Source organism: Chryseobacterium sp. PCH239, assembly GCF_018924625.1.
GTDB lineage: Bacteria > Bacteroidota > Bacteroidia > Flavobacteriales > Weeksellaceae > Chryseobacterium > Chryseobacterium cucumeris.
The window spans coordinates 3,139,932-3,153,036 of sequence record NZ_CP073027.1; the positions used below are offsets into that span (position 1 = coordinate 3,139,932).

At 35.1% G+C, this 13,105-nt stretch carries 18 protein-coding genes; 10 read left to right on the top strand and 8 right to left on the bottom strand.

Features of this window, described 5'->3' with window-relative positions; translation table 11 throughout:
- Positions 1-166: 166 nt before the first annotated feature.
- Positions 167-931 carry a LytTR family DNA-binding domain-containing protein gene (locus tag KBP46_RS14460; protein ID WP_216443543.1) on the bottom strand — a complete coding sequence of 255 codons (765 nt, stop codon included), beginning with the start codon at positions 929-931 and terminating at the stop codon, positions 167-169.
- Positions 928-2,046 (bottom strand): sensor histidine kinase, encoded by a 1,119-nt coding sequence (locus tag KBP46_RS14465; protein WP_216443544.1) that lies wholly within the window; start codon positions 2,044-2,046, stop codon positions 928-930. The genes KBP46_RS14460 and KBP46_RS14465 overlap by 4 nt, the downstream gene beginning before the upstream one ends.
- A gap of 229 nt (positions 2,047-2,275) precedes the next feature.
- On the opposite strand from KBP46_RS14465, the gene KBP46_RS14470 reads away from it, so the two are divergent.
- Positions 2,276-3,100 carry a universal stress protein gene (locus KBP46_RS14470; protein ID WP_216443545.1) on the top strand — a complete coding sequence of 275 codons (825 nt, stop codon included), beginning with the start codon at positions 2,276-2,278 and terminating at the stop codon, positions 3,098-3,100.
- A 114-nt stretch (positions 3,101-3,214) separates the two neighbouring features.
- On the opposite strand, the gene KBP46_RS14475 is transcribed toward KBP46_RS14470, so the two are convergent.
- A complete protein-coding gene (locus KBP46_RS14475; protein WP_216443546.1) occupies positions 3,215-4,162 on the bottom strand; it encodes an NADP-dependent oxidoreductase in 948 nt (315 codons plus the stop codon).
- Positions 4,163-4,282: 120 nt separating this feature from the next.
- Here KBP46_RS14475 and KBP46_RS14480 point away from each other — a divergent pair, with 120 nt between their 5' ends.
- From KBP46_RS14480 to KBP46_RS14520, 9 genes are all read left to right on the top strand, one after another.
- On the top strand, positions 4,283-4,630 hold the full coding sequence (locus KBP46_RS14480; protein ID WP_062673001.1) for a helix-turn-helix domain-containing protein: 348 nt from the start codon (positions 4,283-4,285) through the stop codon (positions 4,628-4,630).
- Between the two features lie 217 nt (positions 4,631-4,847).
- Positions 4,848-5,393 (top strand): hypothetical protein, encoded by a 546-nt coding sequence (locus KBP46_RS14485; RefSeq protein WP_216443547.1) that lies wholly within the window; start codon positions 4,848-4,850, stop codon positions 5,391-5,393.
- 13 nt (positions 5,394-5,406) lie between these two features.
- A complete protein-coding gene (locus KBP46_RS14490) occupies positions 5,407-6,045 on the top strand; it encodes a hypothetical protein (RefSeq protein WP_123278671.1) in 639 nt (212 codons plus the stop codon).
- An 18-nt stretch (positions 6,046-6,063) separates the two neighbouring features.
- Positions 6,064-6,228 (top strand): hypothetical protein, encoded by a 165-nt coding sequence (locus tag KBP46_RS14495; RefSeq protein WP_216443548.1) that lies wholly within the window; start codon positions 6,064-6,066, stop codon positions 6,226-6,228.
- Between the two features lie 2 nt (positions 6,229-6,230).
- Positions 6,231-6,833, top strand: coding sequence for a sensor histidine kinase (locus KBP46_RS14500; RefSeq protein WP_216443549.1), 603 nt, complete (start codon positions 6,231-6,233; stop codon positions 6,831-6,833).
- Complete coding sequence (locus KBP46_RS14505) at positions 6,830-7,474, top strand: response regulator transcription factor (protein ID WP_216443550.1); 645 nt, start codon at positions 6,830-6,832, stop codon at positions 7,472-7,474. The genes KBP46_RS14500 and KBP46_RS14505 overlap by 4 nt, the downstream gene beginning before the upstream one ends.
- Positions 7,475-7,739: 265 nt before the next feature.
- Entirely contained in the window at positions 7,740-8,585 is an 846-nt protein-coding gene (locus KBP46_RS14510) for a caspase family protein (protein ID WP_123278674.1), read from the top strand.
- Between the two features lie 73 nt (positions 8,586-8,658).
- Entirely contained in the window at positions 8,659-9,669 is a 1,011-nt protein-coding gene (locus KBP46_RS14515; protein ID WP_216443551.1) for a serine protease, read from the top strand.
- Between the two features lie 225 nt (positions 9,670-9,894).
- The gene (locus KBP46_RS14520) at positions 9,895-10,329 is read left to right on the top strand and encodes a hypothetical protein (protein ID WP_110009055.1); all 435 of its coding nucleotides are present in this window, start codon (positions 9,895-9,897) and stop codon (positions 10,327-10,329) included.
- A gap of 127 nt (positions 10,330-10,456) precedes the next feature.
- Here the strand turns inward: KBP46_RS14520 and KBP46_RS14525 are convergent, their stop codons facing one another.
- The 5 genes from KBP46_RS14525 to KBP46_RS14545 form a co-directional block, all read right to left on the bottom strand.
- Entirely contained in the window at positions 10,457-10,900 is a 444-nt protein-coding gene (locus KBP46_RS14525) for a hypothetical protein (RefSeq protein WP_216443552.1), read from the bottom strand.
- Between the two features lies 1 nt (position 10,901).
- On the bottom strand, positions 10,902-11,246 hold the full coding sequence (locus KBP46_RS14530) for a hypothetical protein (RefSeq protein WP_216443553.1): 345 nt from the start codon (positions 11,244-11,246) through the stop codon (positions 10,902-10,904).
- Between the two features lie 181 nt (positions 11,247-11,427).
- Positions 11,428-11,958 carry a hypothetical protein gene (locus KBP46_RS14535; RefSeq protein WP_123278677.1) on the bottom strand — a complete coding sequence of 177 codons (531 nt, stop codon included), beginning with the start codon at positions 11,956-11,958 and terminating at the stop codon, positions 11,428-11,430.
- 77 nt (positions 11,959-12,035) lie between these two features.
- Positions 12,036-12,425 carry a hypothetical protein gene (locus KBP46_RS14540; protein ID WP_216443554.1) on the bottom strand — a complete coding sequence of 130 codons (390 nt, stop codon included), beginning with the start codon at positions 12,423-12,425 and terminating at the stop codon, positions 12,036-12,038.
- A 142-nt stretch (positions 12,426-12,567) separates the two neighbouring features.
- Entirely contained in the window at positions 12,568-13,101 is a 534-nt protein-coding gene (locus KBP46_RS14545) for a hypothetical protein (RefSeq protein ID WP_216443555.1), read from the bottom strand.
- Positions 13,102-13,105: the final 4 nt, after the last annotated feature.

Genomic DNA, 13,105 nt, shown 5'->3' on the forward strand with positions numbered 1-13,105 from the left:
AGGAAAAATGAAGGGAAAGCAGCTATTTTCGTTTATAAATGTGATAAAAAAGAATATTTCGGATGAAAATATAAGTAAAATTGTCAAATACAAATTTGTGGACGATATAAGTGAAGCAAAAAAAGACTGCTTTTATAGAAGCAGTCTTGTCTGTATTTTTCCAGGATTAATAATCCATCCAGGATTTGAAAACGGAAGCTTTTTCCCGGCTCACAATAACCTCCATATCAGGCTGTTTCCTTAGTTCCAGCTTCAGTTTCCCATTAAAATGATTTAAAATCTGCTTAACGGAATTGATATGAATGATAAATTGTCTGTTGGCACGGAAAAAGAATTTAGGATCCAATTGTTTTTCAAGTTCTTCCAGGGTTTGGGGAACATTTTCTACCACTCCCGTATTCAGCATGGCTTTGCTGATTCCCAATTCGGTATAAAAGTAAAGGATATCTTCTGCCAGCACGGTTTTATATCCGTCTCTGTGGGCGATCAGAAAACGTTTTCTATAGTCTTTTGGCTGGATATAATTCAACAGTCCTTCAATGGCTGTTCCTACTACCGGGACGGCTTCCATAAAGGTTTCATAGCGTTTTAAAGCAGCATCCAGTTCTTCTTCTTCAACAGGTTTCAGAAGATAATCTACACTGTTGTATTTGAATGCCTGTACTGCATATTCATCATATGCTGTGGTAAATATGACGGCACTCTTAACTTCATGTTTGTTAAATATTTCAAAGCTGAGACCATCTGCAAGGCGTACATCCATCATAATGACATCCGGGACAACATTATTTTCCAGCCAGTGTACTGTTGAGGTGATCGAGTCTTCCACGGACAATATTTCAATATGGGGTCTTAACTTCAACAACAGTCTTTTTAACCTGTCTGCATTGGGTCTTTCGTCTTCAACAATTAAAACTTTATTAATCTTCATATCAATGGGAGTTTTACAATAAATTTATCTACAGTTTTTTCAATTACAGGTTTAGGATATCCTAAGATTTCATATCGTGCAACGATATTGGTAAGCCCTACTCCTGAGGAATCCGGTTTGTTGATTAAAGGCAGAAATGTGTTGGAGACTACCAGCTCTCCTTCAGGGTTTGTATAAACGTGAATTTCCAGAGGGTTTACTTTGGATGTCTGATTATGCTTAATAGCATTTTCAACCAGCAACTGTAAAGACAGCGGAAGGGTAAATCTGGATCTGCACTCTTCCTGAATATCTATTTTGAATATAACGCCTTCCCCTATTCTTTTTTCAATCAGAAAGATATAGGACTCTAAAAATTTGAGTTCCTCTTCTACGGCGATAATGTCTTTTTTGGAATTGACCAATAAGTATCTGTATACTCTCGCAAATTTCTCGGAATACTCATACCCCAACTGCTGATCTTCGAGGATGAGTTCTGACAACACACTTAAGTTATTGAAAATAAAATGCGGGTCAATCTGAAGCTTAAGTGCCTGAAGTTCTGCCGCCATTGCAGCCTGCTTGTGTTTTGATGCCCTCAGTTTGTGTTGGGCAGCTTCTACTGCTGTTTTTTTCCAGTTTTCCAATAAATAATCAACAGTATTAAAAGCACTGATAATCAACGATATGACAATATTAGTAGCGATCCATTGTCCAAGAAGTGTATATTCTTTGCGGGAATCCATTTCAGGTAATGTTACTGAAGTACCATCCACGATTGCATTGATAATAATCACAATCAAAACACTTCCCACGATCTGAAGCAAACACTGAATGAATAATCGCTTTACGGTTCTGTTTCTCCAGGGAAGCCACTTATTAAGTGTTCTGTCTATAAATATACTTACCTCAGAAATAATGATTGAAAAAAAGATAATCCATGTGGCATCTTCGAGAATCATTTTTAAAGGAGCATCAAGGTAGCCTTTCCAAACGGGATCAAAAGGATCAATAAGGTAGGAAAAAACGCAGAAAGTGACCACTGCTAAGGCCCAGATCACCAGCCTTCTTTTCATGGTGGAAAGAATCTTCTTATTCCGTACTATTTTTTTCCTGATGGCAGAAATCCTGTTCATATCCGGGACTTTATGAATGTAAATATAGAAATAGATTTTATATGAGTATCTTCTATTTTGGACGAGACCGCCAAAACAATACCTGAAACGTAAAATAGCAGAGTTAAAATGAATGTGACGGTTCATCACCTGAAAAAGACATTTCATCATCATTTTATGCAACATCACAGTATTTTTATAATCAGGGAATAGCTGTCTATCATAGTTTTGTGGTATTAAATCCGGTACAATGAAAACAATAATTGTCTGCACAGATTTTTCCCACGAAGCTGAAAATGCCACTCATTATGCAGCATCTATGGCTAAAGAAAACAAATACAGGATTGTACTTTTCAATCTTCAGTCCGTTTCCATCCATGCCCTGAATGCACAGGCTTCAGCTGATTTTTTCTACACTCAAACGCTTAAAAATCAGAAAAAAATGGAGGATAAGGCAGCGGAACTTAAAAGATTATATACTGTTGAAACCCAGCATCATCTGGCTTCCGGCAATTTTATTGAAGAGCTTGAAAACTGTATGCAGATTCACGATTGTGATTTTATTGTGATGGGAATGGCTGAAAAAACTCTGGAACAGAAGCTTTTGGGAAACAGCGTAACAAGAGCTATCCACAGAATTAAAAAACCGATACTCATTGTTCCAGCTCACATAGAATATACAGGAATCAGAAAAATTCTTTTTGCTTATGATACGCACAAAAGCATGACCTGGTCTGCCATGAATGATATTTACCACTTTATTAATGAGTTCAATGCTGAGATTGAGGTCTTCAATGTAAGTGAAAGATTAGAAGATTTTGCTGAGGTTATTCATGATATTGACCTGAATTCCGGGTATGATCTGGATGATATTAAGTACAGCTTTAAAATGATTCAGTCCATTGAAGTCATCAAAGCGATTGAGGAGGAAATAAAACTGACCAGCCCGGACCTTTTAACCATGATTCCTTATAAATACAATCTTGTAGAATCTCTTTTCCATCGAAGCAAAACAGCCATAATGGCCTACAAGAATAAATTACCATTACTATCAATTCCCTTAAACATAGATTAAGAATCAATAAAAATCTGTTCACATTTGAATTATCCTTTTTGCCTGTAAAGGCTAAATTTTACACTTAATCTTGTTTAACAGGACCGGGAATAGATTTCCGGTCCTGTTTTTATTTTACAGATTTACTATTACTTTTCCTGCAACGCGGCTGGTCTCAACCTCCAGGTGTGCCAGTGCTATGTCTTCAAACGGGAAAGTTTTATAAACAAATGGTTTCAATGCTTCCTGCTTCAATAAGCCCGCAATTGCTTCTGCAGTTTCTTTTTTAGACTGTACCATCATAAACTCAATATTCACCTTTTTCTGCCTGGCTCTCAATGCAATATCCTCAGGAATCTCAGGCGTCGGAAGTGTTATGATAATACCATTCTCTTTTACAATATCTACCGAATCCGACAAAGCTTTTCCCTGAAGGGTATCAATGACGATATCTGCATCCTGCACCTTTTCATAAAAGTTTTCCGTTGTATAATCAATATGTTCATCAGCCCCCAGCGACAAAACAAATTCTTTATTTTTACCGGATGATATGCCGATAACATATGCACCAAAATACTTCGCAATCTGAACAGCAAAATGACCGACACCACCTGAAGCGGCATGGATCAGAACCTTGCTTCCTTTTTTAATTCCGGCAACATCCACTAATGCCTGATATGCTGTTGAAGCAGCCATTGAGGCTGCGGCAGCCTGCTGATGGGTAATATTCTGGGGCTTTAATGCCAGATGAGCCGCCGGGGCAGCCACATATTCTGCATAGACATTTCCTTTTCCAAAAAAATTGACCATTCCGAAGACTTCATCTCCAGATTTAAAATCAATTACACTTTTCCCGGTTTCTACGACTTCTCCCGAGATATCCCATCCTAAAATAACGGGCCTCTTTTCTTCAAAAATCCAGTTCAGAACTCCTTCATATGCTCTGGACTTTACATCTACAGGATTAATGCTTACCGATACTACTTTTACCAATACTTCATCATTTCCTATGACAGGCTTATCTATTTCCGTAAATTGAAGATTTTCAACGCCTCCTGCTTCGTTTACAATAACAGCTTTCATTTTTTTTGATTTTAATTATCGGACAAATGTAGTCTCATCATATCTTTGCAGCAAGTATGTACTTTTTAGTAATCTACATACTAAAAACATACTAATACTGATTATCAAACCATTGAAAAAATGTTAAAAATAAAAAAAGTTACCAATGAGCCATCCTGTCCTGTTGACTATGCCTTTAAACGGATTGGAGGAAAGTACAAAGGCCGTATTTTATGGTATCTTCATCTGAAGACAGTTATGCGGTATGGCGAACTTCGTAAAACCCTTTCTGATATTACCCCTAAAATGCTTACCCAGACTGTCCGGGAACTGGAAGATGATGGGCTTATCCATAGGGAAGTGTATCACGAAGTTCCTCCTAAGGTAGAATATTCTCTAACGGAAACCGGCGCCGAACTCATTCCTTTTATTGATTATCTGAGAATTTGGGGTGAAAACCAGATTGAAAAAGAGAGGATAAAAAGGTAAACCTTTCCTGCAAAGCCATGAATGTTCATCATGGTTTTAATTTTATTATTGAAGGAATACCATTGGATATTTTTAATTAAAAAAACAAACCTCGTAATTCCTATTCAACTGAATATCAAAAAGTCGTAAATTTAATAAAGGATAAAAACAGTGTTTTCACCCTTTTTTATAGTTGTGCCGTTCGCTAATTTTGTTCCATAAAATTAAAACCATAAAAATGAAAACTTCCTTTTTTACTAAGATTTCACCTCTGCTTTGTGCAGCTCTTATTCTGGCTCTTTGTCTGCTTAGCTGCACCGAACCTCCTAAAGAACCTGTAAGCAACAGTTATAAAAAGAAACTGATCAGCTACCGTGAAGGGCGCGTTCTTTTTGATGAATACACCAGAACCAATCATGAAATTCTCATGAAGTACAGAAACGGCGAACCCGATTCGCGATGGTACTGGTTTTCGCTTGAAGATATGGAAGGCTATATTAAATATGTAAAAGAAAATGCCAGAAAACAAAAATTAAAAAATCCGGGAATCAGGATCTACATGGGAAAATACCCAATGAACCACCCTAAAAACAGAATGGCAAAACCTGAATATGCAGGTTACCAAACTATATTTTTAGTACCTACCGCCCAAAAAAGAGAAAGAGAGAAGGCCATGGCCAGATCAGCCACCACCGAAGAAAACACAGACGTTACTTCAATAGAATCTATGAACATGACCAATCTGGCGCCTCCACCAAAAGCATTATCAGAAACAATGCCTTAAAAAACACAGCATTATGAACTGGAATATTGAAACAGGGAAACAGATATCGATGGCCATTTCCATTGTAGTGATGATTCTAATGGTCATAAAATACAGAAAAACCGGAAAGGAGAATTTATTTTTTATTATAGGATATCTGTTGTTTTCCCTGATTGATATTTCCTGTTATTTCTATTTCAAGCTGACCAATCTGCCTACGGACATCTTCTATGTAATTGGTTTTTTAATGATTGTATTTTTTTTGTATTTATTGTATTATTACCAATTACTGTATGTTCCGATGCTCAAAAAGATACAGACCATCATCCTGATTCTTTTTGTCCTCAATATTGTTGTGATGTTTTATACAGAAGATGATCTGCTTCATCATTTTTCTTTTAATATGCTCTATGCAGATATTCTTCTGTTGCTGTTTTCAATCATTTTGTTCCTGTACCAAACCTTTAATTCTGATAAAGTATTGGAAATCAAAAACTATTTACCTTTCTGGATATCAGTATCTTTAATGATATTTTTTATTGGAAGCATTCCGATACTTTTTTTCAGGACTACTGTTTCGGAGACGATTTATTTCTTCATTTTATTTATGCTGAATCTGATCAGTAACGGGATACTGATATTAGGTTTAATCTGGAACAAACAGGAAAGATAAGATAAAAGCTTTGCAGATATGGAAGAGAATAATCTGGTCATCATCTTTACGATTACTTTATTCATCGTTGTTTTGACAATGGTCTTCATTTATGCGGTTTTTATCAGGAAAAAAACAACCCTGCTGATTGAGCAGAAGGAAAAGATCTACGGTTTGAAAAGGAACTGGCGACTTCCCAGGTAGAAATGAAAGAACAGACTCTGAATTATATCGGGCAGGAATTACATGATGATCTGGGTCAAAAACTATCCGTAGTCCGCTTACGCCAGAACCAATTGATTACCAAACTCCAAAATACAGAAAAAGAAGATCTCATCGAACTCAATGAATTATTGGGAGAATGTATACAAGATATCAGAAACCTGTCTAAAACATTGATTACTGAACAGATCATTCATTTCGGACTGGCAGAATCCATTGAAAGAGAAGTGAAAAGGATCAAAAAACTAAAATTATTGAAAATAGAATTTATTACTCAAAAACAGGATATTGATATTTCGCCTAAACACGGACTGATCCTTTTCAGAATTATCCAGGAAAGTATCAATAATATTCTGAAACATTCCAAAGCCAAAAATGTTTCCATACACATGGAAGATGACTGTGAAAAATTACATATCAGTATCTCGGACAACGGAAGAGGCTTTGATATCAATAGTAATCAGGACGGCTCAGGATTAAAAAATATGGAACTGAGAGCCAAGCTGATTCATGCTGAACTGTCTATACAATCAGAACTGAATAAAGGAACACAAACTTTGATAACCTATCATAAAAATTTATTATGAAAAAAATTCCCATAGCAATCGTTGATGATCATACCTTAATCTCCAAAGCACTGGAGAATATGATCACAGAAAACACTCAATATCGGGTCATTATGAATCATCCCAACGGAGAAGAATTTATTGCTGGTGTGGAAAAGGCTTCAGAATTACCTGCTGTAGTTCTGATGGATGTTAATATGCCTTATAAAAATGGTATAGAAACTACAGAATGGCTTACAGAGCATTATCCTGATATTAAAGTCATTGCCCTTACCATGGATGATGATGAAAGAATATTAATTAAAATGTTAAAGGCCGGCGCTAAAGGCTATCTGCTGAAAGATATGCAGCCTTCCATTCTTTTCCAGGCCATTGAAACGGTATTTGAAAAAGGCAGCTTTTATACTGATTTTGTGGCTCAAAAACTATTGAAAGTAAAAACAGAAGAAGCCAAAAATGCGTCTTTGCTTTCAGAGCTGAAAGACCGGGAAAAAGAGTTTATCAAATGGGCCTGCAGTGAACTCACATACAAAGAAATAGCGGATAAAATGTGCCTGAGTCCCAAAACCATTGATGGCTACAGAGATTCGGTTTTTGTGAAACTGGATATAAAAAACAGAGCGGGTCTGGTACTTTTTGCTTTGAAGCATGATTTGTGCTGACTTAATTTTTAATCCTATTTATTCCCTGAAAAAATAAACATCTTTACATTCTATAGACGTATCCGGCAGCTTTTCAAGCTGCCGGATTTTTATTTCATAACCCACTCATACACAAACAAAAAAGGTGTTTTTCCTTTTTCAAAACGCGGTTTTCTCCTCTGTTTTTGCTCTTCTGAAAGATGGAATTTTGTCATAGAAAAAAACACAAAAAGGCAGCCCCCGAAAAGCCGGAACAGAGTAGGGAATATTTTTTAAAACTAATACAATGAAAAAAGCACTTATCGTAGGTATTAATGATTATGCACCCATCGGATACGGAGGTCCGGATCTTAATGGCTGTGTAAATGACGCTAGAGACATGGCAAATACATTGGTGATCTGTGGTTTTAGTCCCGCAAAGATTAAAATCCTGACCAATCAGAATGCTACAAGAGCGAATATATTGAACTATCTGAAATCCATGATCAGCACAAGCGTAAAAGGAGACTCTCTCGTTTTTTATTATTCAGGACACGGAACCAGAGTGGCCAATATCGGATCGGATCTTGAACTGGATGGTTTGGACGAAGCTATTTGTCCGCATGATTACGCCAATAACGGTGTCATTCGGGATGATGATTTTAAAACTGTTCTCAGCAAGCTAAAAGCCGGAGTAAATATGGAAGTTATCTTCGACTGCTGTTATTCGGGAACAGGAACCAGAAAAATGGATCTGGGACTGGAAGCTGATCTTCTCAACGAAACAGCCCGCTATATCCCTCCAATGCTTGAGGATGAGTTTTATCTCACTTACGCCAGCGAAATGGAGACCTCTAAAAATTCAAAAAAATCAACCATTCTCACTAAAGCGCTTGTGCCTGTTGCCGGAATGAATCATACGTTATGGGCTGCAGCAAAAGACAATCAGGTATCCATGGAAGGAAATATCAGCGGACAGATACGAGGCTATTTTACGTATCATTTCTGTAAAATATTGCGTGCTACCAACGGTAATATTGTAAGAAAAACTCTTGATAAACAGGTTGCCATTGCCTTAGCGGCTATGGGAGCTGCCCAGATCAACCAGACAGAAAGTATCACTGCAGAATTTTCACAAAAAATATTCACTTAACTAATAACCATTACCGGCGGAATCCGAAAAGCCATCAAAAGAGTAGGAATTTACCAGATTAAAAATAATAATCATGTCTAAAACCGAAAACAACAATCCAATGACCGCTGAAGAAGTTCTAAGACTTAGAACTGTTAAAGCAAAATCAACTGAAAAACCGTCAGCCATCGAAAAATTATTCAGCCAGGCTCCGGCTATGGAAACCATTAACGGAAGAACTTTTCCTAAAGGAATGAAAACAATAGGAATGCCTATGGATGAAAAAACAGCAGAAAACCGGGCACTGGAAACTGACCATTTCTACCCTACTCATGCTGATTTTGAGTACAATCCGAAACTTGAACCGAAAAGAGACCGTAAACCTAAATTTATCGACAGGGATTCTTTCCTGACTCCTGAAAATGCAAGAACCATTTTTGGAGTCGATCAGAGAAAAGTATACAATTCTACAGCCTATCCGTGGAGATGTGTCGGCAGAGTAGAAAGTTCTCTGGGGTCTGGAAGCGGTGTGATGATCGGGCCTAGACACCTTCTTACCTGCTCTCACATTGTAGACTGGCAGCCTAATAATACAACAGGATGGCTGAAATTCACCCCGATGTATTACAACGGAAGCGCTCCTTACGGAACTGCCTGGGGTACTTTAACGTATTACAAGTATAAAGTTGCAGGACCTTCTATTGATTCTACAGAAATTCAATACGATTATGTTGTGATTGTATTGGACAGACCAATCGGAAACAGCACAGGCTGGTTAGGTTCAAAATCCTATTCCGATTCATGGGACGGAGGTGCTTACTGGACTCACGCAGGCTATCCGGGAGATCTTACAGGAACGCAAAGACCTACCTACCAGACAGGTATCGCACTGGATGGAGATTTCTGGAGTGCTGATGACAACGAGAGCATGAGCCATAAGGCAGATATATGGCCTGGACAAAGCGGAGGCCCTTTCTGGGGATATTGGGATGGTTCTCCGTATGCTGTGGCTACTCAAAGCGCGCATAATCCAAGCGATAATTTTGCAAGTGGCGGCTCGGATTTAGTCAATCTGGTCATCAGAGCGAGAAATGAACATCCTTAATTTATTTTTTTAGTTTAAATAGCCCGGCCGCCTTTAAAGACGGCCGGGGTTTATTTCAGTTTAAAATGTTTCTAAAACTATTCCAAGTCATTATAAATTTGGCTTTGGACTTGGCTTTGCTACCTGACTGATTAATTTTAACCTATTGAGCATATTTTAAAAATCTAAAATGAAAAGTTTTTCTGAATAAAAATTATTACTTTTGAATTAACACAAATTTATTATATGAAAAATTTATTTATACTTTGTTCTATTTTTACTTTTTTGTCATTGTCCGGACAGGAAGAAAAGGTTATGAATCCTCCCCCTCCAAAAAATTACAAAGAAATACCAGAAAATTACAATATAGATGATAATTTAGTATATTTTAAAATTGAAAAACTATCTAAATCCTTTAATTTTGCGATTTTTGATAATGATATTTTGCCCGTTGAAAATACTTTTATTTTTTCTTTTATTGTAGAAGAAAATAGAACTATATCTAATATAAAAATTGAAAAGGGGAAAAACGAAAAAATACAAAATGAGTTAAAACACCTTATTTTTTCAGCTAAACTTCCTGCAACTTTTATTAACGATAAGGTAACATCAAAACGTTTCTATAGATTAAAATTTATTTTTGATTATAAAAAGAAAATTCTTAAAACAATTCTTTTATAAAAGTAGTTAATAATAATTACCATTATATATTAGACAAACTAGGAAGCTCGTTATTCAAATTCAAGTAAAAGAATTATAATTTTATTAACAAATTAAACCACTCAAAACTGAGCGGTTTAAAAATTACTTATTCTTCCTCATATATACTTAAACATAGAGGCTTATCTTCTTCCAGACACTCTCTTATAATATCGTGAAGACGTAATAAATCTCGTAAAGCCTTATCATTGTCATTGATATCAATAGGCCGGATATCAAGTTCTATAGTTTCTCCTTTATAAGTTACAGTATCTGTTCCTTCTTTTATAGGAATATGCACTCTTAATGATAACCAGTATTCGATTTGTCTTTCCAAAGCCTCATTAAAAGCCATTGTTTCTTCTTTCGTAAGAGGTGAATCTTTATAATCTGAAGATTCCAATCTATTAGGAATAGATTTACGAATTATTTGCAAATAATCCTCATCAGAATACATATATTTTGAACCATGTACATATCTATTCGCTCTATTGGCAATAAAATCAAAATGATCTTGATTATGTTTTGCTGTATTACTAAAAGTTATTTCCATATTATTTCTTTAAAAAATTAATTATTACCTCATTTTCTGTGATGTATTGAAGTCCATATCTTACTTTACCGAATCCTTTTGCTTTCATTTTAGAACCTGTAAAAGTTGATAATGCGGCTTCTTCGATACTTTTTCCAGCAGCTCCTGCTTCCCAGAATTTAGTTAGGTTAATAGATTGGCCTCCATAATCTTCATACATTGTTGCTTTTTTCCACCATCCTATAACTCCATCCAGTTGACCAAACTTCTTATTCGTCTGATAAAAAGCCATTGCATCAGAAAGAACTAAATCGCCTAATCCTGAATACTTATCAGTAATTGCTTTCGGAATATTAAAATCTCCCATAAGCATCCTTTCGTTACCATAAACAGGTAAACGATTTGCTTGAGCACTTTTCTCATCTAATAATCGAGTAAACAGATATCTAATTTAAATTGCAATCAAAAAAAGTTAACCGTTCAAAAATTGAACGGTTAACTTTTTAACTAGTCTTATTATCCGTATAAATTAGAATGATCAAAAATCATTATAAATTTGACATCGGACTTGGCTTTGCTCCTTGACTTATTAATCGTGTTTTCATATCTCGGAAATATTTTATGTCTCCAAATGTTCCATCTGAAAATTCTTCCTTATAATCTCCATTTCTTAATGTATCATGTAGAAACATTGGAAATACTTTATCCAAGTTTTGTTTATTTTTAGAAGAAACTCCCGGATCATTTTTATACAAACTAATACTATCTATACCTATCCAGTTATATAAAAAACGAATGTCTTCAAAATAGGGTCCGTCATCAATATATAATCGGTAGTTTGTAGGACGGTCAACTTTTCGAATAATATACATCCAATCATCCAGATTAAAATCTTTCCATAATTCAGGAATAATAACAAAAAGGCTTCTTATATTTTTATACCTAAAATCCTCAGAATTAAGCAGCTTAATTATTAAATCTTTAGAATTATAAGCTAATAATTCATTTTTTAAAGGCTTATAAGAATCCCAACCACTTTGTTTTATTCCATGATGTAATTTCTGTATAATCTGTTCCATTATTTTATATTTTATATGTATAGTATTTAAACAAAATACGGCAACTCATGGCTGCCGTTATATAATTATTTTTCAATTTAATCTAGTCCTTCATAAAAATCACTGTTGCTATTTCTTTTTAAAATACCATTTTCCCTTTTTTCAAAGATATAATCTCCATTAAAAATTAAATAATAGTCTTCGTTAGGATAAATTTCATTAGTGATTTTATGAACCATTTGTAATACAGATTTTCTTAATAATATTGAAACTGCATGTTTTTTTATAACATCAAATGAAACATAAGAAGCCCCTGCAAATTCCAAATCAATCAACTCACCATCAAAATCTCCGTTCACACTACCGAAAATAGAATCATAGAGTTTAGATATTAAGAAAAGTGAATTATCATGTGCTTTAATAAGGCCTGTTAATTCCTGTTTTTGTTCTAATTTTCTTTTAAAGCATATATTATAGGTTAGCCCCATTGTATTTTTTAATGATTAATTTTATCAGCTTTTGTTATATAGATAACCTCTTCCAGACCTTCAATAGTCCAATTTAAATGCTTCATATTCAAATGTTTTTTGAAATGAATCCTGCACTCGGGATTACCATTCTATAAAGTCATTATAAATTTGGCATTGGACTTGGCTTTGCTCCTTGACTTATTAATCGCGTTTTCATATCTCGGAAATATTTTATGTCTCCAAAAGTTCCATCTTGAAAGTCTTCTTTATATAATTCACCTTCCCTCATAGGATCTGTCAAAAGCACTGGAAATACACGGTCTAAACTTTTTTTACTTTTCTCAGGAATACCTGATCCGTTTTGGTATAATTTAATACTATCAACTCCAATCCAATTATATAAAAACCGTATATCTTCAAAGCAAGGCTCATTATCAATTAATACTCTATAGTTGGCTGAACGATCAACTTTCCGAATAATATACATCCAGTCATCCATATTAAAATCTTTCCATAGTTCTGGGATAACTAAAAGAAGTGCTTTTACATCAGTATCTCTAAATCGACTTTCATTTAAAATTTGAACAATAAGATTTTTAGTATCTACACTTAATAATTCATTTTTCAAACTTTTATAACTTTCCCAGTCATTAAATTTTAAAAAGCCTAATAGTTTTATAATAATTTGTTCCATTTTT